This window comes from Streptomyces sp. NPDC057002 (genome assembly GCF_042673825.1).
Taxonomy (GTDB): Bacteria; Actinomycetota; Actinomycetes; order Streptomycetales; family Streptomycetaceae; genus Streptomyces.
This window is the reverse complement of the sequence record NZ_JBHURZ010000002.1, coordinates 1,238,027-1,263,344: the sequence shown is the minus strand read 5'-3', so window position 1 is coordinate 1,263,344 and position 25,318 is coordinate 1,238,027. Positions and strand designations below refer to the sequence as shown.

Annotated in this window: 25 protein-coding genes; 18 read left to right on the top strand and 7 right to left on the bottom strand. The window is 71.9% G+C overall.

Annotated elements, in window-relative coordinates; all coding sequences use genetic code 11:
- Positions 1–68 precede the first annotated feature (68 nt).
- Complete coding sequence (locus ACFT32_RS13810; RefSeq protein WP_382488634.1) at positions 69–599, bottom strand: hypothetical protein; 531 nt, start codon at positions 597–599, stop codon at positions 69–71.
- A gap of 253 nt (positions 600–852) precedes the next feature.
- Between ACFT32_RS13810 and ACFT32_RS13805 the strand changes: the two genes are divergently transcribed.
- Together ACFT32_RS13805 and ACFT32_RS13800 are read left to right on the top strand one after the other, a co-directional pair.
- Positions 853–1,485: a hypothetical protein gene (locus tag ACFT32_RS13805; protein WP_382488906.1), complete on the top strand. Its 633-nt coding sequence runs from the start codon at positions 853–855 to the stop codon at positions 1,483–1,485.
- Positions 1,482–2,018: a hypothetical protein gene (locus ACFT32_RS13800; protein WP_382488633.1), complete on the top strand. Its 537-nt coding sequence runs from the start codon at positions 1,482–1,484 to the stop codon at positions 2,016–2,018. Before ACFT32_RS13805 ends, ACFT32_RS13800 begins: the two co-directional genes overlap by 4 nt.
- A 33-nt stretch (positions 2,019–2,051) precedes the next feature.
- Here ACFT32_RS13800 and ACFT32_RS13795 read toward each other — a convergent pair whose 3' ends face one another.
- On the bottom strand, positions 2,052–2,375 hold the full coding sequence (locus ACFT32_RS13795; protein ID WP_382488631.1) for a hypothetical protein: 324 nt from the start codon (positions 2,373–2,375) through the stop codon (positions 2,052–2,054).
- Positions 2,376–2,600: 225 nt separating this feature from the next.
- Between ACFT32_RS13795 and ACFT32_RS13790 the strand changes: the two genes are divergently transcribed.
- Together ACFT32_RS13790 and ACFT32_RS13785 are read left to right on the top strand one after the other, a co-directional pair.
- The gene (locus ACFT32_RS13790; RefSeq protein WP_382488629.1) at positions 2,601–3,056 is read left to right on the top strand and encodes a hypothetical protein; all 456 of its coding nucleotides are present in this window, start codon (positions 2,601–2,603) and stop codon (positions 3,054–3,056) included.
- A gap of 61 nt (positions 3,057–3,117) precedes the next feature.
- The gene (locus ACFT32_RS13785; RefSeq protein ID WP_382488627.1) at positions 3,118–3,972 is read left to right on the top strand and encodes a fructosamine kinase family protein; all 855 of its coding nucleotides are present in this window, start codon (positions 3,118–3,120) and stop codon (positions 3,970–3,972) included.
- A 49-nt stretch (positions 3,973–4,021) separates the two neighbouring features.
- On the opposite strand, the gene ACFT32_RS13780 is transcribed toward ACFT32_RS13785, so the two are convergent.
- On the bottom strand, positions 4,022–5,449 hold the full coding sequence (locus ACFT32_RS13780; protein ID WP_382488625.1) for an alkaline phosphatase family protein: 1,428 nt from the start codon (positions 5,447–5,449) through the stop codon (positions 4,022–4,024).
- Between the two features lie 256 nt (positions 5,450–5,705).
- Here ACFT32_RS13780 and ACFT32_RS13775 point away from each other — a divergent pair, with 256 nt between their 5' ends.
- The 7 genes from ACFT32_RS13775 to ACFT32_RS13745 all read left to right on the top strand — a co-directional run bounded on the left by ACFT32_RS13775 (position 5,706) and on the right by ACFT32_RS13745 (position 12,174).
- Entirely contained in the window at positions 5,706–6,374 is a 669-nt protein-coding gene (locus tag ACFT32_RS13775) for a hypothetical protein (RefSeq protein WP_382488623.1), read from the top strand.
- 205 nt (positions 6,375–6,579) lie between these two features.
- On the top strand, positions 6,580–8,340 hold the full coding sequence (locus ACFT32_RS13770) for an ATP-binding protein (RefSeq protein ID WP_382488621.1): 1,761 nt from the start codon (positions 6,580–6,582) through the stop codon (positions 8,338–8,340).
- Complete coding sequence (locus ACFT32_RS13765) at positions 8,337–8,759, top strand: roadblock/LC7 domain-containing protein (RefSeq protein WP_382488620.1); 423 nt, start codon at positions 8,337–8,339, stop codon at positions 8,757–8,759. Before ACFT32_RS13770 ends, ACFT32_RS13765 begins: the two co-directional genes overlap by 4 nt.
- A complete protein-coding gene (locus ACFT32_RS13760) occupies positions 8,756–9,118 on the top strand; it encodes a DUF742 domain-containing protein (RefSeq protein WP_382488618.1) in 363 nt (120 codons plus the stop codon). Before ACFT32_RS13765 ends, ACFT32_RS13760 begins: the two co-directional genes overlap by 4 nt.
- Entirely contained in the window at positions 9,090–9,716 is a 627-nt protein-coding gene (locus ACFT32_RS13755; protein ID WP_382488617.1) for an ATP/GTP-binding protein, read from the top strand. Before ACFT32_RS13760 ends, ACFT32_RS13755 begins: the two co-directional genes overlap by 29 nt.
- Positions 9,713–10,951, top strand: coding sequence for a cytochrome P450 (locus tag ACFT32_RS13750; RefSeq protein ID WP_382488616.1), 1,239 nt, complete (start codon positions 9,713–9,715; stop codon positions 10,949–10,951). The genes ACFT32_RS13755 and ACFT32_RS13750 overlap by 4 nt, the downstream gene beginning before the upstream one ends.
- Positions 10,948–12,174, top strand: a complete 1,227-nt coding sequence (locus ACFT32_RS13745) for a cytochrome P450 (RefSeq protein WP_382488615.1) — start codon at positions 10,948–10,950, stop codon at positions 12,172–12,174. Before ACFT32_RS13750 ends, ACFT32_RS13745 begins: the two co-directional genes overlap by 4 nt.
- Before the next feature lie 215 nt (positions 12,175–12,389).
- Here the strand turns inward: ACFT32_RS13745 and ACFT32_RS13740 are convergent, their stop codons facing one another.
- Positions 12,390–13,883, bottom strand: coding sequence for a helix-turn-helix domain-containing protein (locus ACFT32_RS13740; RefSeq protein ID WP_382488614.1), 1,494 nt, complete (start codon positions 13,881–13,883; stop codon positions 12,390–12,392).
- 136 nt (positions 13,884–14,019) lie between these two features.
- Here ACFT32_RS13740 and ACFT32_RS13735 point away from each other — a divergent pair, with 136 nt between their 5' ends.
- The 5 genes from ACFT32_RS13735 to ACFT32_RS13715 all read left to right on the top strand — a co-directional run bounded on the left by ACFT32_RS13735 (position 14,020) and on the right by ACFT32_RS13715 (position 19,236).
- Positions 14,020–14,640: an L-threonylcarbamoyladenylate synthase gene (locus ACFT32_RS13735; protein WP_382488613.1), complete on the top strand. Its 621-nt coding sequence runs from the start codon at positions 14,020–14,022 to the stop codon at positions 14,638–14,640.
- Between the two features lie 194 nt (positions 14,641–14,834).
- Positions 14,835–15,590, top strand: coding sequence for a dienelactone hydrolase family protein (locus tag ACFT32_RS13730; protein ID WP_382488612.1), 756 nt, complete (start codon positions 14,835–14,837; stop codon positions 15,588–15,590).
- Positions 15,591–15,712: 122 nt separating this feature from the next.
- Complete coding sequence (locus tag ACFT32_RS13725) at positions 15,713–16,558, top strand: MHYT domain-containing protein (RefSeq protein WP_382488611.1); 846 nt, start codon at positions 15,713–15,715, stop codon at positions 16,556–16,558.
- A gap of 46 nt (positions 16,559–16,604) precedes the next feature.
- A complete protein-coding gene (locus ACFT32_RS13720) occupies positions 16,605–18,110 on the top strand; it encodes a metallophosphoesterase family protein (RefSeq protein ID WP_382488610.1) in 1,506 nt (501 codons plus the stop codon).
- A 94-nt stretch (positions 18,111–18,204) separates the two neighbouring features.
- Positions 18,205–19,236: an LLM class flavin-dependent oxidoreductase gene (locus tag ACFT32_RS13715; RefSeq protein ID WP_382488609.1), complete on the top strand. Its 1,032-nt coding sequence runs from the start codon at positions 18,205–18,207 to the stop codon at positions 19,234–19,236.
- A 3-nt stretch (positions 19,237–19,239) separates the two neighbouring features.
- Here ACFT32_RS13715 and ACFT32_RS13710 read toward each other — a convergent pair whose 3' ends face one another.
- The 3 genes from ACFT32_RS13710 to ACFT32_RS13700 form a co-directional block, all read right to left on the bottom strand.
- Positions 19,240–20,130 (bottom strand): YwqG family protein, encoded by an 891-nt coding sequence (locus ACFT32_RS13710; protein WP_382488608.1) that lies wholly within the window; start codon positions 20,128–20,130, stop codon positions 19,240–19,242.
- A gap of 52 nt (positions 20,131–20,182) precedes the next feature.
- Positions 20,183–21,157 carry a TauD/TfdA dioxygenase family protein gene (locus ACFT32_RS13705; protein ID WP_382488607.1) on the bottom strand — a complete coding sequence of 325 codons (975 nt, stop codon included), beginning with the start codon at positions 21,155–21,157 and terminating at the stop codon, positions 20,183–20,185.
- Between the two features lie 88 nt (positions 21,158–21,245).
- Positions 21,246–22,790: a glycoside hydrolase family 32 protein gene (locus tag ACFT32_RS13700; RefSeq protein ID WP_382488606.1), complete on the bottom strand. Its 1,545-nt coding sequence runs from the start codon at positions 22,788–22,790 to the stop codon at positions 21,246–21,248.
- 158 nt (positions 22,791–22,948) lie between these two features.
- On the opposite strand from ACFT32_RS13700, the gene ACFT32_RS13695 reads away from it, so the two are divergent.
- Positions 22,949–24,358: an extracellular solute-binding protein gene (locus ACFT32_RS13695; protein ID WP_382488605.1), complete on the top strand. Its 1,410-nt coding sequence runs from the start codon at positions 22,949–22,951 to the stop codon at positions 24,356–24,358.
- A complete protein-coding gene (locus ACFT32_RS13690) occupies positions 24,355–25,311 on the top strand; it encodes a carbohydrate ABC transporter permease (RefSeq protein ID WP_382488604.1) in 957 nt (318 codons plus the stop codon). Before ACFT32_RS13695 ends, ACFT32_RS13690 begins: the two co-directional genes overlap by 4 nt.
- Positions 25,312–25,318: the final 7 nt, after the last annotated feature.

Here is a 25,318-nt window from a genome sequence, read left to right as displayed (position 1 = left end):
GGCAAAGAGGTGAGTGACGGAGGGTGAGGGACGGAGGGTGAGGGACGGGCGCCGTCCGGGCCGCCGTGTCAGGCGATCAGCGTGCGGCCCGGGTGGAGGCGGTCCAGGAGCCGGGAGTGGTGCAGGCCGGCCACCGGGGCGAGCAGATCGGGGTGGCGCAGCAGGGCGGCGGCGCGGCGGTCGCCGTCGTCGGGGGCGAGGAGCCTGCGGAACTCGGCCGGTGTGCCGGTGCTGTGGCTGCCCTCGGCGAGCGCGGACACCGCCCGGTCGGCCAGCTCCCCGTCGCTGAGCAGGCAGGCCGCCCAGCTCGCGACGACCTCGTCCACCCAGGTGCGCCAGGCCTGCGCGTCGTCCTCGTCGTCGCACGGGGCCGCGTCGGCGCCGGTGACCCAGTCGAGCCGCGCGGAGCCGCCCGGGCCCGCCATGCCGAGCAGGGCGGCGTCCGTCTCCGTCGGATACCTGAGCCACGCCGCGACCGTCACGGCCTGCCGGGCCTGCACCTCGCACAGGGCGGAGGCCAGCGCCCCGCCGGAGGCGGGGTAGGCGCGGGTCAGCCACTGGGCGGTCGCCGCGATGACAGGGGAGAGATCTGCTTGCACTGCCGGGCCGTCCGAAAGGGTGGGGGAAGTGGGGGATCCGCTCGTAGAAGGTAGCCGCCGTCGCGCTCGCCCGGGCGTGACAGAGGCCTCGTCCGTGACGTGGCCTCGGCCACACGCCGCAGCCCGGAGGCAGGAGCCCCCGGTGCCGTTTCGCCGCGAAGGGGCCGGGCACCCGGGCCGCGTGCTCTTCCATGGGCCCGGTGAGTCCGGCGAACCCAGTGGTCAGGCCCGGCGTACCCGCACCCGGTCGCCGCTGCGCACACTGCGCTTCGACGGCTGGATCGCGGGGATCGGAACGGCGTCCGGCGCCCGTGTGGTGCTCGGGCACTGGGCGAGGTCGCCGTTCGGGCCGTTCAGCGACGTGATGTTCGAGGCGCCCGGCGGGCCGCGGCTGCTGCTGGCGCCCTCACGGGAGACGGCGGACTTCGTGGCCGGTACGTATCTCTTCGACGAGGTGCGGGTCGTGCCGGTCGGGGTGCGGGTCACCGACCGGCGGCACTGGGCCGTCTCGGCGCCACCGCTCGATCTGCGCTTCAGCACCGGCCGCAGGGGCCTGCCGGGCCTCGCGCTGCGGGCGGTGCCGGACCGGCTCGCCACCAGCCCGGGCTGGATCGCGCTGTGGGACCGGCCCGCCCGGCTGCTGCTCGGCGCGCGCACCCACGGCAGCGCCCGGGCCGGCCGGCACCAGTGGTACGGCGTCCGGGACCTGCACCCCGTCACCTCGGCCACCGTCAGCTACGAGGGCGAGAGCCTCGGCGCCCTCGCCCCGGTCGAGCCTCCCGTGCGGTTCGGGCCCGGCTCGACGCCCCGCAACCCCTGCGTCGTACGCGTCACCACGCGGGTGGCCGTGGCACAGGGCCGGAGCAGGACAGGAGCAGTGCCATGACGGAACAGCGAGCGGACCCGCCGGGCGCACCGGGTGCTCCGGCCACGGACATGTCCCTGCTGGGCATCTACCTCAACGACCATCTCGCCGGTGCCACCGCCGGGACCGCCCGAGTCCGCTATCTGCTGCGTTCGTGCGGTGATCCGGCGCTCGCCGACGCCCTGGCCCCGATCGCCGACGAGATCGCCGAGGACCGGGCGAGCCTGCTGCACATCATGCGGCGGCTGGATGTCCCGGTGCGGCGCTACAAGGTCTACGCGGGCCGTGCGGCCGAGCAGATGGGGCGTCTGAAGAGCAACGGCAGTCTGGTACGGCGTTCCCCGCTGAGCACGCTGTGGGAGCTGGAGGCGCTGCGGCTGGGAGTGGACGGGAAGACCGCGGTCTGGCAGGCCCTCCGCGCCCTGGCCGGCACGGACCGGCGCCTCGACGCGCGGCAGCTCGACGACCTCGTCGAACGGGCCCGGCGGCAGCACACCTCGCTGGAGGAGCTGCGCCGCAGACAGGTCGACGTCGCCTTCCGCGAGACCACCTGACGCACAGGCCCTCCCCGGAATACCGGCCCGGATCTACCAGAATCTGCTGCTGAGGGCCGGCTGATGCGTCAGATCCACGGCGTCGCGCAGCCGCAGCGCGACACTGATGGTGGCGCGCAGGGCCGAGGGGCGTACGGTCTGGGCGGTCTCGGTGGCCAGGACCAGCAGACAGGCCGCCGCCTGCTCGACGACCTGCACGGGGAGGGTGAAGTCGCTGTCGGCGGCCGCGCGGAACGCCTTCAGGGGGATCGCGGCTCCGTCGATGGCCCGCTGCGCGGCCTGCTCCAGGTGCTGTGCGGCCTGTTCGCACACGGGGGCGGGCAGGGCGATGGTGCGCTGGAACGGTGAAGTCGTCATGACCCGACTGCTCCCCCGGCGGCGGCCTGTTCTGTCGGTGGGCGGCGGGATTTCACCGTCCCGCGTGACCGGTGCGTGGCGAATGTCCCGGAATCGAAACGGCCGTCGGGGCGGGCACAACGGCGGCCGGACACGAGAGGTCTCCTTCTGCGACCGGCTTCCCTGACGAACGGCCGCGCCGCGGCACGGGGAGCACGTCGAAGAGACCACAACGGGGGTATCCACATGTTCCGCAACGCCGCGCGTCCTGCCAGGTGGCGCGCCTACGCCGTCGGCTGTGTCGCCGCTCTCGGCATCGCCGCCGCCGCGGTCCCGGCCGCCGCCGCGCCCGCCGTGGACGGCAACCACCGGTACACCGCCGAGGAGATCCACACCTTCCTCGAGGACTTCTACGGCGAGCACGGTCCCGGCGACTTCGCCCGCAAGTACGGCATCTCGCCTCAGCTCAAGGAGAAGGTCGCCGACAACCCGGAGTTCGACGTCCTGCTGTGCGCCCAGAACATCCCGGCGTCCATCGACATCGGCCCGGTCACCACGGCCCAGTCTGCGCGGGTCGGCTGGGCGACCGTGAGCACGTACTGGAACGGCGGGCCCGGCAAGGCCGACTTCACGGCGTACGTCGACCTGGACGCGACGCGGCCGATCCAGCTGCTCGACGTCGACTGCGGTTCCGGGAGCTGAGCGGCCCCGCCACGACCGTACGCTGGTCGGAGATCAACCGCGGAGTCGAGGAGGACCACGAATGACCGCCCGTACGGACGCCGCCGCCCGGCTCACCGGACGGGTGGTCACCGGCGAACGGCCCCTGTCCGGGGCCCTCGCGGAGGCCACCCTCGACGACGGGCGGGTGGTGGTCGTCAAGCGTGCCGACGATCCGGGGGCGACGCGGGCCGAGGCGGCCGGGCTGCGCTGGCTGGCCGGTGCCGGGGCGGTGCGGGTGCCGGACGTGCACGGTCACGACGGGAGCTGGCTGGTCATCGACCGGGTTCCGCAGGGGCGGGCGAGCCGGGAGGCGGCGGCCCGTTTCGGTCGTGACCTCGCCGTCCTGCACGCCGCCGGGGCGCCCGCGTTCGGCGCGCCGCCCCCGGACGGGCCCGCCGACGCGTACATCGGGCTCGCCCCGATGCGCAACGAGCCGGACACCGACTGGCCGCGCTGGTACGCCGGGCAGCGTGTCCTGCCGTATCTGCGGCGCGCCGTCGACGAGGGCACCGTCCGCCCCGGTGAGGCGACCGTCGTGGAGCGGCTGTGCGAGCGGCTGCCCGGGCTGGCGGGGCGGGATGAGCCGCCTGCCCGGCTGCACGGCGATCTGTGGAACGGCAATGTGCTGTGGGGGTCCGACGGGCAGGTGTGGCTGATCGACCCGGCCGCGCACGGCGGGCATCGCGAGACCGACCTGGCGATGCTGCGTCTCTTCGGCTGTCCCCACCTGGAGACCGTGCTGGAGGGCTACCAGGAGCAGGCGCCGCTCGCCGACGGGTGGGCGGACCGGGTCGGCGTGCACCAGCTGTTCCCGCTGCTGGTGCACGCCGTGCTGTTCGGCCGGGGGTACGCGGAACAGGCCCTCTCGGTGGCCCGTGGCGCCCTGGCGGGGTGACCGGCCGGCGGATCACGACGCGCCGTGGAGCGGGCCGGCCGGGCGGGGGTCACACGTGCGGACGGCGGCCCCTCTCCTGGCGCGGGAAGCGCTGGTCGGCTCCCGGCAGTGTCGGCTTGGGCAGGGTGGCGACCTCCTGCTGGGCCTTCTGCAACTGCTCGGCCGTGTCGTCGGGCAGGCGGGGCGGACGCGGCCGGGCGTGCGAGAAGCGGAAGGCGGAGGTCAGGTCGCCGAAGGTCTCCCGCCGCCAGTCGCTGACGTTGGGCTCCTCGACTCCGGTGAACCGCTCCAGGAACCGCAGCGCGGAGGTGTGGTCGAAGGGCTCGGAGGCGACCCAGCCGCCGACCGTCCACGGCGAGACGATGATGGCGGGGACGCGGAAGCCGCCGCCGATCGGCAGCCCCTGGACGAACTCGTCCCTTGTACCGTCGGCCGGGGTCGGCGGGACCACATGGTCGAACAGGCCGTCGTTCTCGTCGTAGTTGAGGATGAACGCGGTCTTGCGCCACACCTTCGGGTTGGACGCGATCGCCTCGATCTTCGACGCCACGAAGTCGGCGCCCGCGGCCGGCAGATAGTCCGGGTGCTCGGACTGGTAGCTGGTCGGCATGATCCAGGACACCGTCGGGAGCCGGTCGTTCCGGGCGTCGTCCTCGAAGGTGCCCTCCGGCTGCGGCCGCACGCCCCGCTCGTACAGGTCGGAACCGGGCTGGGCGTCCTTGAACGTCGCGAACTGCTCCAGCATGTTGCAGCCGTAGTCGTCGTCCTGCTGGTACACCTTCCAGCTGATCCCGGCCGCCTGGAGGCGCTCGGCGTACGTGGTCCAGCGGTACGGCGTGGGCGCCACGTTGCTGAGGATGGGGCCGCCCCGGGTGCCGCCCGGGTCGATCGAACCGGTCATCCACATCAGGCGGTTCGGCCAGGTCGGGCCCATCACCGAGCAGAAGTAGTGGTCGCAGACGGTGAACGTCTCGGCGAGGGCGAACTGGAAGGGAATGTCCTCGCGCGTGTAGTAGCCCATGACGTAGGGGCCGTTGACGCCGTCGGCCTTGCGGTGCGCCGGCAGCCAGCGGTCCATCCTGCCGTCGTTCCAGGCCTCGTGCTGCACCGACCAGGCGTGGCTGGTGGAGGGGATCGCCTGGGCGCTGGACGTGTGGGTGTCGAGGTGGAAGGGCAGCAGGTAGCCCTTGGGGTTCTCGGAGTCCGGCTGGTAGAAGACGGAGCGTCCGGTGTCGAGCCGCAGGGCGTGCGGGTCGGCGAAGCCGCGGACGCCGGAGAGGGTGCCGAAGTAGTGGTCGAAGGACCGGTTCTCCTGCATCAGCATGACGACGTGCTCGATGTCGCGCAGCGAGCTGTGCTTCGGCGGCTCGGCGGCGACGGCCTTCTGGACGCTCGGCGGGAGGAGGGAGAGCGCCGCGGCGCCGCCCAGCGCGCCCGCGGCGGAACCCAGGAGTCTACGACGGGTCAACTCGGCCATGTCTGCCCCTTCTTGCTTGACAGGGAGGGTGAGCGAATGCGGCTCTCCGGAGGGCCGGCCGGCCCGGTTCGCTCCGGGCCGTCGATCACTCTCCGCCCGGCGGGACCGGGCGTGTCAGGGGCAGTCGGTGAACAGGTGACCAATGAGCGGGGTGCGGTTGGCCAAGACCTGACCGGCCATATCCCCGCATTCCCAGCGCGTTGCCCGGGCTTGGGAGAGGGATGGCCAGTGCGTGGGAAACACGGAAGGGACAGCGATGCGGACGGGTCGGCACGACGAGACGGCCACCGGCGCGGTGTCGGCCGCGCGATTGAGGCACGTCCACTGGATCGGAGGCGGCAGCGGAGCGGGTAAGTCGACGATCGCCCGCCGGCTCGCGGAGCGACACGGCTGGCGTCTCTACCCGACGGACGATGTGATGCGGGAGCACGCGCTGCGGACCACCGCCGAGGAAGCGCCGCTTCTGCACACGTTCATGGCGATGGACATGGACGAGCGGTGGGTGGACCGGTCGCCCGAGATCATGCTCGAGACGTTCCACTGGTTCCGCGGGGAGGCCTTCGGGCTGATCGTCGAGGACCTGCTGCGCATGCCGCGGGAGACGTCCGTCCTGGTCGAGGGGTTCCGCCTGCTGCCGCACCTCGTGCGGCCTATGCTCACCGCGCCCGGGCAGGCCGTCTGGCTCCTGCCCACACCGGAGTTCCGCCGGGCCGCCTTCCGGAGCCGGGCCGTCCCGGGGGAAGGCTTCACGGCGAGGACCAGCGACCCGGAACGGGCGAACCGCAACCTCGCCGCCCGGGACGACATGTTCACCAAGCGCCTGCGCGACGAGACCGCGCGCCTCGGACTGCCCGCCATCACCGTCGACCGCACGCTGTCGGAGGACGAACTGGTCGAGCGCGTGAGCGGAGTCTTCGGGCTCTGAGTTCCCTGAGTTCCCTGAGTTCCCTGAGTTCCCGGAACGGCAATCCCGACAGTTGGCCCCAGATGCGAACAGACACCGATCACTTTCGGAACGAAGTAGCGCTCCACCGTGCGAGATCAGTCGATGACGGTGTGTACTGTGCTGCGGGTAGCTCGCCAGAGCACCTCGGACTCCGCCCTGCCCGACTCCCCCTGGAATCTCTTCGATGATCGAACTACCGGACCTGGCCGTCGGTGGTCTCGCCCTCGGCACACTGTCCGCGTTCGCCCTCGGCGGCGGGCTGCTGCGCTCCCGGCGTCAACTGGCCGCCCAACGCGCGAAGACGGCCGCACTGCGGGCCCAACTCGACGGAACCTCACGGGCGTTCACTGCCGAGGTCGAGCATCTGGCGGCACGGCGCCTGCCCTCCGCCGCCCGGCAGGTCACGCATCCCCACATCGCCGTGCCCGGCCCGCTGAGCCCGCAGCTCGCGGGTTCGCCCCTGGGATTCGCGCTGGAGCAGGTGTTGAAGGGACTGCACGCCGAACTCGCCGCGCAGCGCACCAGGATCGACGCCGCCGCGCAGGCCGGGATGCGCGGGGCGACCCGGGAGATCCAGGCGGCGCTGTACCGGCTGCAGGACGCCCTGCGCGGTCTGCAACAACGCTACGACGACCCCGAGCTGGCGCAGACCCTCTTCGAACTGGACCACGAGAACGAGCAGTCGCTGCGCCGCGCGCAGATCGCCGCGGTGGTGTGCGGGGCCTGGGTCGGGCTCGCCCGGGAGGAGTCGCACCTCGTGGACGCGGTGACGGGCGGCCAGGCCCGGCTCGCGGGCTACCAGCGCGTCCGGATCCACAACCACCTGGAGGCCGGCACCGCCCTGGTGTCCCACGCCGTCGAGCCGGTCGCCATCATCGTCGCCGAACTGCTCGACAACGCGCTGCGGCACTCCGCGCCCGACACGGGCATCGTGGTCAATCTCGAGGCCGTGCACCACGGTGTCTGTGTCACCGTGGACGACGCCGGGCTGGGCATGACACAGGACGAACGGGCCCGGGCCCAGCGGATGGTGGGCGGTCGCGAACCGATCCTGCTCACCGAGCTCGGCGACCCGCCGCGCATGGGACTCGCCGCGATCGGCCAGCTGACCCGGCAGTTCGATCTGAGCGTCGACCTGTCCTCCCCGTCCCCGTACGGCGGTGTGCGGGCGGTGCTGCGGGTCGACCGTCATCTGCTGACGCGGATCGACCCCGAGGAACTGCCCCCGGCGGCCAGCGCCCCGCGCTCCACCCGCAAGGAGGCCGTACGGGACACGACGGGCGGCTCCGCCACGCCCCGCGGCACGGAACCGGCCGCGCCGGACTCGTCCCCGTCCCCGTCCCCGTCCCCGTCCCCGTCCCGCTGGAGCGAACCGGCCCCGGCCGCCGCGTCCGACGGGCCGCACGGGTCCGCCGGGTCCCACGGGTCCGACGAGCCCCACTCGGCCGCTGGGTCCCACGGAGCCGACGAGCCCCACAGGTCCGACGGCTCCGAACCGGCCGCCGCGCCCCAGTCACCCGAACCGACCGCCGGCCCCGAGACGCCCGAGCCGACCCCCACCGCCGCCGAACGCGAGCACGGCTACGGCACGGACCAGCACGACCGTGCCGCCGCCCCGGCCCCGGGCCACCACAGCCCCGCTGACAGTGGCGGCCTCCCCCAGCGCCGTCGCCGCAGCCGGGCCACTCCACCGTCGGACAGCCAGGGCCCCTCATCCGCTCCGGCTCCCTCTCCGCAGCGCCGGCCCCGGCGGCCCGAGGAGTCCGCCGCCGCCCTCGGCGCGCTCCAGTCCGGCACGGCGGCCGGACGTTCCGCCGCCGCCCGGCCGAACACCGGGGCCTTCCCAGCCGTACCTGAGGGTGCCCCGGCCGTGACCACGGCCGACCCGGCATCCGACGACACCGATCACGATCGGAACGACCACGAAGGGGGAACGGCTCGATGACCAGCCGCGCAGCGGGGGACACGGCATGGGTGCTCGAACCGGTCCTGGAGGTGCCGCACGTCGTGGCCGCCGTCCTGCTCACCCGGGACGGGCTCGTGACGGGCTACACCGACGCGCTGTCGCAGCCGTCCGCCGAGCGGGTCGCCGCCATCACCAGCACGGTGCAAGGAGCCTGCCGTACCGCGGCGGCCGCGTTCGCCGACACCGACCGGGCCGAGATACGGCAGGTCGTCATCGAGTCGGACCACGGCTATGTGCTCATCGTGCCGACCGACCACGGGACCTGCGTGGCCGCGTACGGCGATCCCGAGGTGCGCCTGGACCTGCTCGCCCACCGGGTGCACTCGCAGGTCGCCCGGCTGGGCGAGAAGGCGATGGCCGCCGGTCCCCGAGGTGCCGACGGCGGCACTCCGGCATGACCGGCCGCAGAGGCGGCCGTCCCCTGGTTCCCGCGTACCTGTCGACCGGCGGGGTGGCGCGGCCCAGCCGTACCCATCTGGAGCGGCTGTCCGTGCTCACCGGCAGCGGTGCGCCGGCTCCCCCCGATCTGCCGGCCGCCCAGGCGGCCCTGCTGGAAGAGCTGGAGTACGGGTCCCTGACGGTCCTGGAGGCCGCCGCCCTGCTGCGGCTGCCGGTCTCCGCCGTGCTGGTGCTGGCCGCCGGCCTCGTCGACCGCGACCTGGCACTGGCCCGCGCGCCCATCCCGCCCGCCCGACGCTTCGACCCCGACCTGCTGAAGAGAGTGGCCGATGGCCTCCGCGACCTCAAGCACCGTTGACGCCCAGTCCGGCGCCACGGACATCCACCTCCCCGACACCGCGCGCGATCTGGTGAAAATCCTGGTCACAGGGCCTTTCGGGGTGGGCAAGACCACCCTGATCCGCTCCGTCTCCGAGATCCGCCCGCTGCACACGGAGGAGCGGCTCACCGAGGCGTCCGCGCAGGTGGACGATCTCGCCGGGGTGCGGGACAAGTCGACCACCACGGTCGCCATCGACTTCGGCCGGATCAGCCTGCCGGGCGGCATCGTGCTGTACCTGTTCGGCACGCCCGGCCAGGAGCGGTTCCGGCCGCTGTGGGACGACATCGCCTACGGGGCGCTCGGCGCGCTCGTCCTGGTCGACGCCCGCCGCATCGACGCGTCGTTCGACGTGCTCGGGCTGGTGGAGGAGACCGGGCTGCCGTACGCGGTCGCCTTCAACACCTTCCCGGACGCGCCCCGCCACCACACGCCCGAGCAGTTGCGCGCCGCCCTGGACCTGGAGCCGACGACCCCGATGGTGACCTGTGACGCGCGGGAGGCGGACTCCTCGATCGACTCCCTGCTCGCCCTGGTCCAGCACCTGATCGACCACCGACCCGCGGAGCACCGGTGAACCGTCCGTCCCCCGCCGAGCAGGCCTTCTCCCTCGCGGCGCCCGTACGCCTGTGGGAGGACGCCTTCGCCCGCGACCCCTCCCCCTACTACGCCGCGCTGCGCGCCCACGGCCCGGTCGGCTGGGCGGAACTCGCGCCAGGTGTGCCGGCGTACGTCGTCACGGACCGGCGGGCCGCGCTCGACCTGCTGCACGACACGGAGACGTTCTCGCACGACCCCCGGCCGTGGGAGGCGACCGTCCCCGACGACTCCCCCGTGCTCGGGATGATGCGCTGGCGGCCCAACACGCTGTTCGCCGACGGCGCCGCCCACATCCGCTACCGCACCGCGCTGCTCGACGCCTTCGACCTGGTGGAGCCGCACGATCTGCGGGCCCGGATCCACCGGGCGGTGCACCTGCTGGTGAGCCGGTTCGGGCCGCGGGGCGAGGCCGATCTGGTCGGCGAGTTCACCAGGCCGCTGATGGCGCTGGTGTTCAACAGCCTGTTCGGGCTGCCGGACAGCGCGAGCGACCGGCTCGACTCCGCGCTCGGCAAGCTGATCGAGGGCGGTGCTCAGGCGGCGGAGGGCGAGGCCGAGTTCGGCGGGTACGTGCTGGAGCTGATCGCCGCCAAGAGCGAGCGGCGGGGCGACGACCTGCCGAGCTGGCTGCTGGACCATCCGGCGGGGCTGACCCCCGAGGAGGTCACCTGGCAGGTGTTCCTCACGCTCGGCGCGGGGCACGAGCCGACGGCCAACCTGGTGTCCAACGCGCTGTCCAGGATCCTCGGCAACCCGGCCTACTACTCGACGCTCACCAGCGGTGCCCGTCCCGTGACGGACGCGGTGCTGGAGGTGCTGCACCACGAGACGCCGCTCGCCAACTACGGCATCCACTACGCCCGCACACCCGTGACCTTCCACGGCGTCCGGCTCAGGGCCGCGGTGCCGGTGGTGATCTCCTACGGGGCGCTGGCGCAGGCCGCCGAGCAGGAGCACGGCACGGACCGGCACCCGGGGGACGCCTCCCACCTGTCCTGGTCGGCGGGCCCGCACGCCTGCCCGGTGAAGCAGCACACGCTGCTCATCGCCACGGAGGCGATCGAACGGCTCACCCAGTGGCTGCCCGACCTCGAACCCGTGCTGCCCCGCGAGCGCCTCACCTGGCGTCCCGGGCCCTTCCACCGCTCGCTGACGGCGCTGCCCGTCCGTTTCAGCCCCCGCTCCCCCGACCAGCCAGGAGGACGACCGTGACCGTGACCGACCGCATCGCTCTCGACCCGTTCGGCGCCGACATCGCCGGCGAGAGCGCCCGGCTGCGCTCCCTCGGCCCGATCGTGCCCGTGGAGCTGCCCGGCGGCATCCCCGCCTGGGCTCCCACGCGCTACGACACGCTGAAGGAGCTCATCCTCGATCCGCGGGTCAGCAAGGACCCGCGGCTGCACTGGCGGCTGTGGCCGGAGATCGGCGAGCACCCGTCCTGGGGCTGGATCGTGAGCTGGGTGGGCGTGGTCAACATGCTCTCCACCTACGGCACGGACCACACGCGGCTGCGCAAGCTGGTGGCGCCCAGCTTCACGCACCGGCGCACCGAGGCGATGCGGCCCCGCGTGGAGGCGATCACGGCGGAGCTGCTGGACGCGCTCGCGGCGGCCGACGACGAGGTCGTGGACATCAAGGAGGGGTTCGCCCATCCGCTGCCGATGCGGCTGATCTGCGAACTGTTCGGTGTCCCGGACGCGTTGCGGGAGGACACCGCCCGGATGATCGCGGCCATCATGGACACCACCGACCCGAGCCCGGAGCACGCGGCGTCCGTCCAGGAGCAGATCGGCACGGTGCTGCCCGCGCTGATCACGCACAAGGCCGCGCACCCCGGCGACGACATGACCACCGAGCTGATCCGGGTGCGGGACGAGGACGGCGACCGGCTCAGCGACGAGGAGCTGCTGTACACGCTGCTGCTGGTCATCGGGGCGGGCTTCGAGACCACCGTCAACCTGATAGGCAACGCGGCCGTGGCCCTGCTCCGGCGCCCCGAGCAGCTGGCCGCCGTGCGGTCGGGGGAGATCGGCTGGGACGCCGTCGTCGACGAGACGCTGCGCGCTCACCCGTCGATCGCGTCGCTGCCGCTCCGGTTCGCCGTCACCGACCTCACCGTCGGCGACGTCACGGTCCCGGCCGGTGACGCCATCATCACGACGTACGCCGCCGCGGGACTCGACCCCGAGCACTACGGTGCGGACGCCGACCTCTTCGACGCCACCCGCGCCGCCGACGACCATCTGGCGTTCGGGATCGGTGTCCACCGCTGCATCGGCGCACCCCTGGCCCGCCTTGAGGCGCTCACCGCGCTGCCCGCCCTGTTCGACCGCTTCCCCGACCTGTGCCTGGCCACCGGTGACGAGGGCCTGCGGCAGGTGCCGTCCTTCATCGCCTTCGGCTGGCAGGAGATCCCGGTGCGGCTGCGGGGCTGAGGCGGGCGACGGGCAGCTCGCGGGAGCGCGACCGGTCCCCCGTTCCGGTCGTGCCCCCGCGGTGCGTTGAACTTACGTCCATGGCAGAGGCCTTGTGAACCGCGTCGATGCCCGTTGCACGCTCAACAAGGCTCACCCGTGCACAGCTGAGTCCGGTTGGCCCGGTTTCGTCCCGCCTGGACCTGGCCAACCGGTTGCCTCTGAGGCAAAACCGGTCAGCCGCGGCGGTGGAAATCCGGCAGGTCGAGGTCGCCGACGGCCAGGTGCGCGAGCACGACCTCGTACAGGTCGGTACCGGCGGCCAGCAGCTGGCGCTCCAGGACGGGTTCGGCGCTGCGGACGTGCTCGCGCACGGTCTGCGCGTGCACCCCCAGGGTCTGCGCGGCCCGTTCGGCGTTGCCGCCGGCGGCGATCCAGGTGCGCAGGGTCCGGCGCGGGTTCCTGGCGTCCGCGTCCAGCCGGCCCAGCAGGTCCTGCGCCCAGGTGCGCACGGCGGTCCCGGACAGCAGGTCGGAGAGCCGGAGCGCGGGGTTGCCGGTGTCGCCCGTCGGGTGCGCGTCGGGGAGGCCGCTCTGGGTGTTGAGCGCCAGGTGGACGACGGCCCGGACCGTGAGGTCGGCGAAGTCCGTGCCGAGCAGGCCCTCGACGCGTTCCATACGGGCACGGACGGTGTTGCGGCTGACGCCGAGGACCTTGGCGGCGTTGACGGCGGTGAACTCCAGGCCGAGCCGGTTGGTGGCGAGCAGTTCGGCGCGGGTGTGGTGCGGCAGGGTGTCGAGCGGGCGCAGCACACGGGACGTCCAGCCGCGCAGCGCCACCGGGTCCATCAGGCGTTCCGGGTGGGTGCGCTCGGCGTACACGGCCGTCTTGTCGGGCCGGAAGTGGGCGACGGCGAGGGCGCTGACGGCCTGTCCGTAGGCGGTGGCGGTCCGGGCCAGGCTCTGCCGGACGCTGCCGCCGAGGAAGAGGTCGGGGTGCCGTCCCACCAGTGACCGCAGGGCCTTGCGCGTGGCGTCACGGGGGCTGACGACGATCACGTGCCCGTCCATGGCCGGGCAGCGCACGACCAGGGCTTCCTCCCCGGTGCTGTCCAGGCACTCCTCGGCGATGCGGTCGCGTACGGCGGGGCCGGACTCGACCACGTACACGCACGCCGTGTCGGCGTCGAGCAGCCCGGGCCAGAGCCCGGCGGCGACGCGGCGGGCGGCGACGGTGTCCTCGACCATGAGCAGCTGCAGGATGGCCAGGCGCAGGTCGGAGGTGGCCCGCCGGAGCCGGTGCCCCGCAGCGGTCGACTCGCGCGCCGTCAGCAGGAGCTCGATCACCTGGGCGGTGTGGGTGACCACGTCGGAGGCCCGCCGGTCGAAGGGGGTGGCGCGGGAGACGGCCAGTACGCAGGCGTGGGAGGGGTGCTCCACCCGGACCAGGCGCAGATGACGCTCCCGGCTCTCCCAGGCGGCGGAGGCGATCCGGCCCGCGGTGATGTCCGTGACGAGTTCCTCGTCCAGCGGCAGCCGGTTCCCCGCGATGAGATTCCCGGCGGCGTCCTGCAGGGCCACCGATCCGCGCACGGCGCCGGAGAGCCAGGCGACGACCCTGCGGACGTCGCGACCCGCCGGGCGCAGATGCTCGAGCAGTTCCTCCGCCCACGCCGCACCCGCGCCGGCCGGCGTCTCCTGCTGCCGGTTCCCGTCCTCTCGGCCAGCCACCTCGGCCTTCCCCTCGCTTCTCGCACCGCCTCCGGCGCACCGGTCGGGGACGTTACCTCACGTGTGCCGCGCACTCATCCCGGGCCGAAACCCCACCCTGCTCCACCGACCCACGCGGGCGGCATAAGCTCGACAGATGGCCAAGTACTACGACGTGCACCCCGACAATCCCCAGCCGCGCACCATCGGCCAGATCGCCGACAGCATCCGCGCGGACGCTCTTGTCGCCTACCCCACGGACTCCTGTTACGCACTGGGCTGCCGCCTGGGCAGCCGGGACGGCATCGACCGGATCCGGTCGATCCGCAAGCTGGACGACCGGCACCACTTCACCCTCGTGTGCCAGGACTTCGCGCAGCTCGGCCAGTTCGTGCGGGTCGACAAGGACGTGTTCCGCGCGATCAAGGCGTCGACGCCCGGCAGTTACACGTTCATCCTGCCGGCGACGAAGGAGGTGCCGCGCATGCTGCAGCATCCCAAGAAGAAGACGGTCGGCGTCCGGATCCCGGACCATGTCGTCACCCAGGCACTGCTCGCCGAGCTCGGTGAGCCGCTGCTGTCCAGCACGCTGCTGCTGCCCGGCGAGGAGGAGCCGATGACGCAGGGCTGGGAGATCAAGGACGAGCTCGACCACGTCCTGGACGCGGTGGTCGACTCCGGTGACTGCGGCACCGAGCCGACGACGGTCATCGACTTCTCCGGCGGCGAGGCGGAGATCGTGCGGCACGGCGCGGGCGACACCACACGGTTCGAGTAAAGGGCACGCCAAGGGCCGTTCACGGTTGAACCGTGTGTGGGGGGTGGGCGAAATGCCCCGGGAAAGCGCGTGTCACGATGCCGGTGATCCGCCCGGTCACGCGGACGGGTCCCCGGCCGGGATCCCGCGGGTCCGACACCTCTCGGGTCCGGGACCCCGCAGCTCCGACACCCCCGCAGAGAGGCAGCCCAGCCATGACCGCCGTACAGGGAACCGCTGTCGACATCCCCACCGGGGACGGCATCGCGGACGCGTATCTGGCCCGTCCCGACGACGGGGCCGCCCACCCGGCGGTCCTGCTCTACATGGACGCCTTCGGTCTGCGTCCGCGGCTGTGCTCCATGGCCGACCGGCTGGCCGGTGAGGGCTACACGGTGCTGGTGCCCAACGTGTTCTACCGGCACGGTCGCGCCCCGCTGTTCGAGCTGCCCGAGTTCATCGACCCGGGAGCGCGTCCGGAGATATTCGAGCGCATCATGCCGGTCATGCGGGCCCTGACGCCCGACGTCGCGATGCGGGACGCCGCCGCCTATCTCGGCTGGCTGGCCGAGTCTCCCGCGGTGACCGACGGCCCGGTCGCGCTGACCGGCTACTGCATGGGCGCCCGGCTCTCACTGCTCACCGCCGGCACCTACCCGGAGCGGGTCGCGGCCGCGGCCGGCTTCCACGGCGGGCGGCTGGCGACGGACACGCCGGACAGCCCGCACCTGGTGGCCGGCAAGATCACCGCCGAGCTGTACTTCGGCCACGCCGACCAGGACCCCTCGCTGCCGCCGGAGCAGATCGAGCGCCTGGAGGAGGCCCTGACGGCGGCGGGCGTCCGCCACCGCTGCGAGGTGTACCCGGGCGCGCCCCACGGTTTCACGCAGGCCGACACGGCGTCGTACCACCAGGAGGGCGACAAGCGGCACTGGGCGGCCCTGCTCGACCTCCTGAAGCGCACATTCTGACCGAAGTCGACACTCGATGAACGCAAGTTGTCGATCTACCGACGGTAAGGGCTTGCTTTCACGTGTCCACTGCACGTAGACCTTGCCTCCACACCAGCCAGGACTCTGGGGGGAGTTGGCTTATGGACGGCACGGTCGACGGGTTCCGCTACGGTGCGGTGACCCCGGTTGCGGCCTATTTGATGGCTTGCCTGGGAGGGGCACTGGGGCTGCGGTGCATCGTGCGCTCGCTGCTCAATGAGCGTTCCTGGAAACCCGGTTGGCTGGCGTTAGGCGCCGCCTCCATCGGGTGCGGCATCTGGACGATGCACTTCATCGCCATGATCGGCTTCCACGTGGAGGAGACCCGGATCCGCTACGACGCGGCCACGACGGTGCTCAGTCTCGTCGTGGCCGTTGTCGTGGTCGGCATCGGCGTGTTCATCGTCGGCTACCGCGGCACGGGCCGCACGGTCCTGGCGGTCGCGGGCACCGTCACGGGACTGGGGGTCGCGACCATGCACTACCTGGGCATGGCGGCGATGCGGCTGAACGGCGACGTCGGCTACGACCCGCTCGGTGTCGCACTGTCGGTGCTGATCGCCATCGCCGCCGCGACCGCCGCGCTGTGGTCGGCCGTCACGATCCGCAGCCTGCTGATGAGCCTCGGGGCGAGCCTCGTGATGGGTGTGGCGGTGTCCGGGATGCACTACACGGGCATGGCCGCCGTCAGCGTCCATGTGCACGACACGGCCGGCGGGACGTGGGCCGGCGACTCGCCCATGTCGCTGCTGCTGCCGATGCTGCTGGGACCGGTCGTCTTCCTTCTGCTGGCCGGGGTCGTGGTGATGTTCGATCCGCTGCTGGTGCTGGGCGAACGGCCCTCCGTATCGCGCCCGGGCACCTTCGCGAAGGGGTCGGTGGCCAACTCCGCCGCGTCGCCCCGCAGTTCGCGCAAGGAAGCGGCGTGGCCCACCCGCAGGCGGTGAGGAACCCGCCGCGGACGGCTTCTGGATCGATTGTTACGGTGCATCGGTGTCTGACTCCTCACGCGATACCGCCGAAGGCGCCGGCTGGAACAGCACCGAACGCGGCGCGTACCAGCAGTTGATGCCGCAGCGGGTCGAGAAGATCTCCTGGCTGAACCCGAAGACGCTGTGGGCCGCCCGCAACGGCGTGCTGGCCTCCTGGTTCGGCGACCCCACCGGCCGGATACGCGGCCGGTGGGTGGCACAGCGCGAGGCCACCGGCGCACCGGCCGACAAGGTGATCCGGCGCGAGGAGCCGGACCGGTTCTCCTTCCTCGTCATCGGCGACACCGGCGAGGGCGACGACCCTCAGTACGCCGTCGTGCCGGGCTTGCTGAAGACCGGTCAGGACACCAGCTTCGCCGTACTGGCCAGCGACGTGATCTACCCGGTGGGCAGCGCGGACGACTACGACACCAAGTTCTTCCGCCCGTACCAGGACTACCCGGCGCCCATCTACGCGATACCCGGCAACCACGACTGGTACGAGGATCTCGGCGGCTTCATGCGCGTCTTCTGCGACGACGCCCCGCCGCTGCCGCCCGAGCCCCGGCCGCGCCCCCTCAGCCGGGCCTGGCTGCGGTCCCTGCTGTGGCACAGGCCGCGTCCGGACGACGGGCAACACCTGGCCGAGGCCCGCAAGTTGCGCTCCTCCCCCGCTCAGCAGGCCGTCCAGCCGGGCCCGTACTGGGCGATCGACGCCGGGCCGGTGCGGATCATCGGCATCGACACGGGCCTGCTGGGCACCCTCGACGCCGAGCAGGGCGCCTGGCTGCGCGAGGTCTCCCAGGGCCCCCGTCCGAAGATCCTGGTCACCGGCTCGCCCCTGTACGTGGACGGCAGGCACGAGCCGTGCGCCATCGAGGGAGGCGGCACGGTCGACGGCATCGTCCGCGACCCCGCCCACCACTACGTGGCGGCGATCGGCGGCGACATCCACAACTACCAGCGCTACCCGGTCCGGCTGGACGACGGACGCACCCTCCAGTACGTGGTCGCGGGCGGCGGCGGGGCGTTCATGCACGCCACCCACACCATCCCCCGCGTCTCCGTCGCGGACGTCACCGAGCAGGACTTCCGCTGCTATCCGCTGCGCGGTGACTCCCTCGCCTTCTACAGCCGGCTCTACGGCCGCCGGCTGCGCATGCGCCGCTTCTTCACGCTCACCGAGGCCGAGGCGACGGCCGTGATCGCCGAGCGCCTCGGCATCCGGCCCGCCCGTTCGCCGGCCACCTCGACCCGCGTCACCCGGCGCGTCCGCCTGGTCGCCGGGCTGCTGGGCACCGGCCGCCGGCCCGACAAGGCCAAGCGGTTCCGGCTGCCCGTGCGGAAGATCTACACATCGCTGTTCTCGCCGAGCTCGGCGACCTACAGCCCGCCGTTCTTCAAGTGCTTCCTGCGCCTGGACGTCTCCCCGGACTCGGTCCGCCTTCGCTGCTACGCGGCCACCGGCGACCGCGCCCAGGAACTCGCCCCGCCGATCGAGGACGAGGTGACGATCCCGCTGCGCTGACCAGGTGCGGGCCGACCCTTTGTGGCGGGAACAGCGCGGGTGGTCTCGGGGTTGGCACAGCCGTATCCATTGAACGTTCAATGATGGAGGGTCCGTGCCACCGACCTCACGACCGCTGCGCAAACTGGGTTTCCTGACCATCGGGCTGTTCGACGAGGCGGATCCACGCCGTGGCCACGAGTCGACACTGGAGATCATCGAGCTGGGCGAGCGGCTCGGCTTCGACAGCGCGTGGGTACGCCACCGCCATCTGCAGTACGGCATCTCCTCCCCCGTCGCGGTCCTGTCCGCGGCCTCCCAGCGCACCCGCCGCATCGAGCTGGGCACGGCGGTCATCCCGCTCGGCTGGGAGAACCCGCTGCGGCTGGCCGAGGACCTGGCCACCGTCGACCTGCTGTCCGGCGGCCGCCTCAACCCGGGTGTCAGCGTGGGCCCGCCGATGCACTACGACCAGGTCAAGGACGCGCTCCACCCGGACACGGCCGACACCGAGGACTTCGGCTACGGACGAGTGGAACGGCTGCTGGACTTCGTACGGGGCAAGCCGGCGACGGACTTCAGCGGGCGGGAAGGGTTCGAGGTCTTCTCGCAGCGGGTGCAGCCGCACTCCCCCGGCCTGGGGCGGCGCATGTGGTACGGCGGCGGCAGCCTGCGCTCGGCCCGGTGGGCGGGCGAGCACGGCATGAACCTCCTCACCAGCAGCGTCGTGAAGGCCGAAGACCCCGACGGGCCCTACGACTTCGCGGAGATCCAGCTCTCCCACATCCGCGCCTTCCGCGCCGCCCACCCCGACGGCGAGGCCGCCCGCGTCTCGCAGGGTCTCGTGGTCATCCCGACGGACTCGGCCTCGCCCGAACAGCGCGCCCGGTACGAGGAGTACGCCGACCGGCGCACCCCCCGTACGACCGAACCCCAGGGCCCGGCCCGGCTGATGTTCGCGCCGGACCTGGTGGGCACGTCGGCCGAGATCGCCGAACGTCTGGAGGCACACGCCGCCTTCCGGGAGGTGGACGAGGTGGCGTTCGCGCTGCCGTTCACGTTCGAGCACGAGGACTATCTGCAGATCCTCACCGACATGGCGACGAGGCTCGGTCCGGCGCTGGGGTGGCGGGCGACCGGCTCGTAGACATCAACTGCACTGCCAGGTGAACATCGCCCGGTCGAACCGGAGTTCTGCCAGGTCCTGCGGACGGATCAGCCAGTACAACGCACCGCAGTCACCCCACATCATGTCCGCGGCATCCTCACTGTCGAACTGTGCCAGCAGCACCCAGTCACCCACCTCTTCGGACAGCCGGGGGTCATCCCAGGGCACCTCCCCTTCCAGCACGGCTTCCGCGATCTCTATCTCCACCGGGTTCTGGACCGAGTGCGCGTGGCCGCCGATCTGGTGGCCCACGGCGTCATCGAACGCCCACAGCGCGTCGAGGAACTCCTGAGTGCAGACGGGATGGTCGTACCGCTGCCCCAGCGGAGCACTCGGGGCGAAAGCCTCACGGAGTCGCGGATGCCAGGGCTCAGCCGCCGTCAACGCCACCCGTGCTGCCAGCGGCACCACGGGATACGGCTTGAGCTCCCCCGGCGTTTCCCGATCCCGCACGTCTTCGTCCATCGGCACATGAAGCACGCGAGCACCCGCCCAGCTGTCCCGGTCCTCTGCCAGGACAAGAGCATCGCCGTCATCGAGCTGCCCGTCGAAGTAGAAGAAGAGCAGCCTCCCGGTCTCCGGCAGGTCGATGTCCAGAGTCCGGGCGGGAAGCGCCGCGCAATCGATCGAAGCGATGAACGAGAGCGGCCCGTGCCCCTCCCAAACAGGCCAGTCCATACCGGTCGGAAGGTGCGGCTGTCCGCCGAGGTGACCGACCACGTTGTCCGAGTCCGCGGATGCACTGAGCCGTACTGACGGGCGCAACAGGTCCAGCCACTTCTCGGCGATGTCAGGAGGCAGGTGCTGTGAGGCGAGGGAGCGCAGGGCTTCGGGAGATCCATGAGTCATGAGCCTGATCATGCCGGGCAGCACTGACACTCGTCCCACATGCACCTGTCCGGTCTGCCCGCCGCGCCGGCGCCGATCACCAACGCCCGGGTGCCGTCCCGGTGATCGGTTCCGACGCCTTGCCGTCCACCCCGACGGGCACGTCCCCCGCGAGCATCACCCGGTGCATGATCCGCGGGTGGTCGAGGTGCGTGGTGTCGCCGGGTGCCAGGTGCATGGTGGCGCGGTTGTCCCAGAACGCCACGCTGCCCGGCTCCCAGCGGAAGCGCACCGTGTACTCGGGCCGGACCGCCTGTTCCAGCAGCAGGTCCAGGATCGCGCCGCTCTCGGGCCGGGAGAGGCCGGCGATCTGCTCGACGTAGTAGCCGTTGACGTAGAGGATCCGCTCCCCCGTCTCCGGGTGGACACGCACCAGCGGGTGCAGGGAGGCGACCTGACGGTCCAGCAGGTGCCGGACATACGCGTCGTCGCCGGGCCGGGGCTGGTAGCCGACGCCGAGCCGGTGCTCGGCCCGCAGCCCGTCGGCGAACTCCCGCAGCGGCGCGGAGAGTCCGGCGTACGCCGCCGCCAGGTTCGACCAGGTGGTGTCGCCGCCGTAGGGCGGTACGGTCTCGGCGCGCAGGATCGTCGCTGCGGGCGGGTCGACGCGGGCGCCGTGGTCGCAGTGCCAGCCGCGCAGCAGGGTGTGGCGGCGGCGCCGCAGCCACTCGTCGTGCTCCATGCCGAACCGCCCGCCCAGTTCGAGACGGTCGGCTGTCGTCTCGATCTCGGGGAAGTCCGGTGGCGAGGCCTTGCCGCGCCGGGCCAGCACCACGGTCTCGCCGAAGCGGCGCGCGAACGCCACATGCCCGGTGTGGTCCAGCCGCTGGCCCCGGAAGAACACCACCTTCCACCGCAGCACCGCCGCCCTGATCGCGGCGATCACCGCGTCGTCGAGGTCCGCGGCCAGGTCGACACCGCTGATCTCGGCCCCGATGTGCCCGGCGACCGGCTTCACCTCCACCCCGGTGTCCCGCGCCGCCTCGTCCGTGATCGGGCCGTCCGTCGTCATGAGCGCTCCGCTGGTCGTGGGCGTGTGTCTGCCGTCCCGAAGATCGTGGCAGTGATCTCCGCCCGGGGCGACACCGCACCGGCACCGCTCACACCTCGAACTCCCGGATCGTGGTGTTCCGGAACACCGCCCTCCCGTCAACGGTGAACAGCGCGAGCCCCGTGTCGACCAGGTACGGGAACGCCGCCGTCGAGTGCACGTACCGGCCGTCGTCCAGGAACACTTCCACCGATGTGCGGTCGACCAGGACGCGGAGCCTCACCGAGCGCCGGGCCGGGTCGAAGGGGCTGTGGCTCTCCTGCCATCTGCCCGACATGTCCGGGGACACCGAGGGGCGGCGGTTGAGGTAGGCGTAGTCGCGGTGGACTCCGGCGTCGATGTGCCGGACGCCGTCCGGGGAGCGCCGCAGCTGCATTCCCGCGCCCGTGAGCTGCTCCCAGGTGATCTCACACGTCAGCTCGTAGGCGGTGCCCCGATAGTCGAGCAGGCGGGTGCCCTCGACCTCCAGGTCTCCGAGCGTCACCGTGCGGGAGACGTACCGGTCGAGCGCGGCGACCGGCCGGGACGCCAGGTAGTAAGCGCCCTCGGCGCCGCGCTTCAGCGTGATCTCGCGGACGATCGAGTCGGTGCCGTTGCAGCCGTCGCTGTCGATCGTGGGCGTGATGTGGGCGTAGTCCCAGTTGTTCAGCCAGCCGATCGCGTAGCGGCCTGCTTCGTCGAGGGTTCCGTCGGTGCCGCGCTTGTCGAAGGTGACCGCCCCGTACCAGTCCCAGCCGTGGTCGAGCCACTGGGGATCGTTCGCGTCGGCGGTGAAGGCACTGCCGTCGAAGGAGCCCGTCCAGTACGCGTACGTGTTCGGCAGCCCGGCGGCCTTGCCGTTGGCGCTCACGCCGAGCACCCATTTCACGGTGCCGTCCCCGGCGCGGATGCGGAACAGGTCGGGGCACTCCAGCACCCCGATGCCGCCCCTGACGAAACCGCCGACGTACGTCCAGGACCTCAGGTCGGCGGAGTGGTAGAAGCCCACCTTGTCGTTCTCGGCGAGGGTCATGACCCACCGTCCGCGCTCCTCGTCGCGGATCACCTTCGGGTCGCGGAAGTCGCGCACACCGGGGTTGGGCAGCACCGGATCGTTGCCGTGCGGGGTGAACGAACGGCCGCCGTCGGTGGAGTAGTACAGATACTGCGCCTGGTCGCTCGGGCCGTCGTGCGGCGACATCGTGGCCAGGACGACGACCGCGCCCGCCCCGAAGCCCGCGGTGTTCTCCGTGTCGACCACCGCCGAGCCCGACCAGACGTCGCCGTTGGCGTTGATGTCCTTGGGCACGGCGATCCCCCGGTCCGTGAAGGAGACCAGGTCGGTGCTGGTGGCCAGGCGCCAGGCGGTGCCGACCTCGCCGGTGAGGTAGTCGGCGTTGTGGAGGTAGTAGTAGTGGTACGCGCCGTCGATCCAGACCGGGCGCTGCGGGTCGTTCTTCCACTGCTCGGGGACGGTGAAGTGATAGGCGGCGCGGTAGCTCGCACGGGCCGCCCTCGGCCCGGCCTCGGCCGGACCCGCCGCGGCGGGCAGTAACGCGCCGGCCGTGCCCACGGCCGTGCCGGCGAACAGCGCTCTCCTGGTGATCCCGCTCATCACACTCGTTCCTCTCGTCGGAAACGGCGGCTCATGGGACCAGGACTCTCGGACCTAACTCGTTAAAGGTCAAGCGCTCGCACGCCTTGACAGCTCTGCGCGGCCCTCACATCATCTGGGGCATCACTCCTCGTCTAACACGAGTTAGGCCCACAACGATGACCGACTCGCACCTCACCCGCCGCGCCCTCATGCGGTACGGCGCCTACGGCGCGGGGGCCGCCGCTCTGGCCGGCACCGCCGCGAGCTGGGACCGGCTCACCGGAGCCGACATCCCCGGCCGGGACGACGGCTCCCTAGTCGTCGCCACGCTGGGCCCCGCCTACGGGCCGGAGGCCATCCGCACGCTCCAGGAGGGCTTCCGCGAGCTGCACCCCGACATCAAGCTCCGGATCAACGCGGTGCAGGCCGTCGACTGGTCGGACTTCTTCGCGAAGATCCTCACCCAGGTCGCGGCGGGCACCGCCCCCGACCTCGTCTATGTCGCCACCGAGGGCGTGCAGCTGTTCGCGCAGCGGCTCGGCGTGGCCTTGGACAAGTGGGTGCGGCGGGACGCGGCCGAGCTGAAGGAGTACTTCGCCGACGTCCACCCGTCGCTGGTGGAGTCGATGATGTACGAGGGCAGCCTCTACCAGCTGCCGGTGGAGTTCAACGCGGCCGACATGTACTTCAACCGGCAGGTGCTGCGCCGGGCGGGGGCCGATTTCCCGCCGGCCGACTGGACCCGCGACGACTTCACCACGCTGCTGCGGGACATGAAGAAGACCGGCGGCTCGCGCTTCACACCGTACTTCTGGACCAACCGGCTCTGGGGCGGCGTGGTGCCCTGGCTGTTCGCGAACGACACCAACCTGCTCACCGAGTCCAAGGCACCCGGCGGGCGGTGGCTGTGGGACGGCTTCTATCCGGCGGCTCAGCGCGAGGGCCGCGGGGGCGGCTTCCGCTGGACGACACCGCAGGCCACCCACGACCGCGTGGAGGAGGTCTACGACTATCTCGCCTCCCTCATCCAGGACGGCCTGTGCACCCGCCCCGAGGGCGGCAACGGCCAGAATCTCATCGGCGTGTTCTCCACCGGCCGGGTCGGTGTCACACCGGCGGGCGGCTTCTGGGCGGGCGGCCTGCATCTGGCGGGCATGCGGCGGGACGGGTTCGACGTGCAGTACTTCCCGCGCTGGCGCACCCAGCGCATGCAGTACGGCGCGGCGGGCTACGCGCTGCTGCGCACCTCGAAGATGCAGGACGAGGCGTGGGAGTTCATCAAGTACGCGGCCCGCAAGGACACCCTCGAGCGGCTGTTCGCCACGAACCAGACGACCCCGGCCCGCCGCTCTCTCCTGACCGCCGCCCGCTACGAGAAGACGGGCCCGGCCCACTGGCCGGTCTTCTACGACACCCTCGACCGGTTCCCCGACACCGGCCCGATCCCGGCGCCGCCGCAGGTCGCGGAGGTCGAGCAGGTGCTGCTGAAGCACACCGGTACGGCCCTGGCCTCCGCGCGCTCGGTGCGTCCCGCGCTGCGCCGGATGCAGGGCGATCTGGAGAAGGCCATGGAGCGTGACGCGTGACGAACACCCAGACACCGCCCGCGCGAGCCGAACGCCCCGCGGCCCCGCCGGCCCCCGCACCGAAGGGCCCCTCGGCCCGTGACCGGGGCACCAGGCTGCTGGCCACACTGTTCCTGACGCCGACGATCGTGGGCATCGTCGTCTTCACCGTCGTCCCGATCGTCGGCTCGGTGGTCCTGAGCCTGTTCCACTGGAATGTCATCGACTCGCCGTCCTACGCCGGGCTCTCCAACTACGGAGAGGTGTTCGGCGACGAGACCGTCCTGGTGTCCTTCCGCAACACGCTGGTGTTCATGGTGTTCGCGGTGGCCCTGCAACTGCTGATCGCGCTGGCGCTCGCGCTGACCCTGAACGGGCGGATGCCGGTGTGGCTGCGGTCGGTGTTCCGCTCGGCTTTCTTCTTCCCGCTCGTGCTGTCCGCCGCGTCGATCTCGGTGGTGATGAAGTACCTGTTCAACCAGGACTTCGGGGTGGTCAACTGGCTGCTCGGCTTCGTCGGGATCGCGCCGGTGCCCTGGCTGACGTCGGAGAACGCGGCGATGGCGACCGTCGTCCTGGTCTATGTCTGGCAGCAGTTCGGCTTCTCGTTCCTGCTGTTCATCGGCGGTCTGAACAACATCCCGAAGGAGATCCACGAGGCCGCCGCCCTCGACGGCGCGACCGGCCTGCGCAAGCACCTCAAGGTCACCCTGCCGCTGCTGTCACCGACACTGCTGGTCGCCTCGGTCGTCGGCATCATCAACGCGCTGCAGGTCTTCGAGCAGCCCTACGTCCTCACCAACGGCGGTCCCGGCGACTCCACCCGCACCGTCGTGATGGTGATCTACGAGACGGCGTTCGAGCAGCTGCGCTTCGGTGAGGCGTCCGCGGTGGGTGTGCTGCTGTTCGTGCTGATCATGGCGGTCACGGCACTCCAGTTCCGGCTCAGCCGGCGTTTCGTCCACTACCAGTGAGCCGGGT

Coding starts and splice junctions, on each gene's coding strand:
- ACFT32_RS13795 (WP_382488631.1), bottom strand. CDS start 2,375: ATGACGACTTCACCGTTCCAGCGCACCATCGCCCTGCCCGCCCCCGTG.
- ACFT32_RS13735 (WP_382488613.1), top strand. CDS start 14,020: ATGGCCAAGTACTACGACGTGCACCCCGACAATCCCCAGCCGCGCACC.
- ACFT32_RS13770 (WP_382488621.1), top strand. CDS start 6,580: ATGATCGAACTACCGGACCTGGCCGTCGGTGGTCTCGCCCTCGGCACA.
- ACFT32_RS13700 (WP_382488606.1), bottom strand. CDS start 22,790: ATGAGCGGGATCACCAGGAGAGCGCTGTTCGCCGGCACGGCCGTGGGC.
- ACFT32_RS13780 (WP_382488625.1), bottom strand. CDS start 5,449: ATGGCCGAGTTGACCCGTCGTAGACTCCTGGGTTCCGCCGCGGGCGCG.
- ACFT32_RS13785 (WP_382488627.1), top strand. CDS start 3,118: ATGACCGCCCGTACGGACGCCGCCGCCCGGCTCACCGGACGGGTGGTC.
- ACFT32_RS13775 (WP_382488623.1), top strand. CDS start 5,706: ATGCGGACGGGTCGGCACGACGAGACGGCCACCGGCGCGGTGTCGGCC.
- ACFT32_RS13695 (WP_382488605.1), top strand. CDS start 22,949: ATGACCGACTCGCACCTCACCCGCCGCGCCCTCATGCGGTACGGCGCC.
- ACFT32_RS13790 (WP_382488629.1), top strand. CDS start 2,601: ATGTTCCGCAACGCCGCGCGTCCTGCCAGGTGGCGCGCCTACGCCGTC.
- ACFT32_RS13725 (WP_382488611.1), top strand. CDS start 15,713: ATGGACGGCACGGTCGACGGGTTCCGCTACGGTGCGGTGACCCCGGTT.
- ACFT32_RS13800 (WP_382488633.1), top strand. CDS start 1,482: ATGACGGAACAGCGAGCGGACCCGCCGGGCGCACCGGGTGCTCCGGCC.
- ACFT32_RS13705 (WP_382488607.1), bottom strand. CDS start 21,157: ATGACGACGGACGGCCCGATCACGGACGAGGCGGCGCGGGACACCGGG.
- ACFT32_RS13765 (WP_382488620.1), top strand. CDS start 8,337: ATGACCAGCCGCGCAGCGGGGGACACGGCATGGGTGCTCGAACCGGTC.
- ACFT32_RS13760 (WP_382488618.1), top strand. CDS start 8,756: ATGACCGGCCGCAGAGGCGGCCGTCCCCTGGTTCCCGCGTACCTGTCG.
- ACFT32_RS13755 (WP_382488617.1), top strand. CDS start 9,090: ATGGCCTCCGCGACCTCAAGCACCGTTGACGCCCAGTCCGGCGCCACG.
- ACFT32_RS13730 (WP_382488612.1), top strand. CDS start 14,835: ATGACCGCCGTACAGGGAACCGCTGTCGACATCCCCACCGGGGACGGC.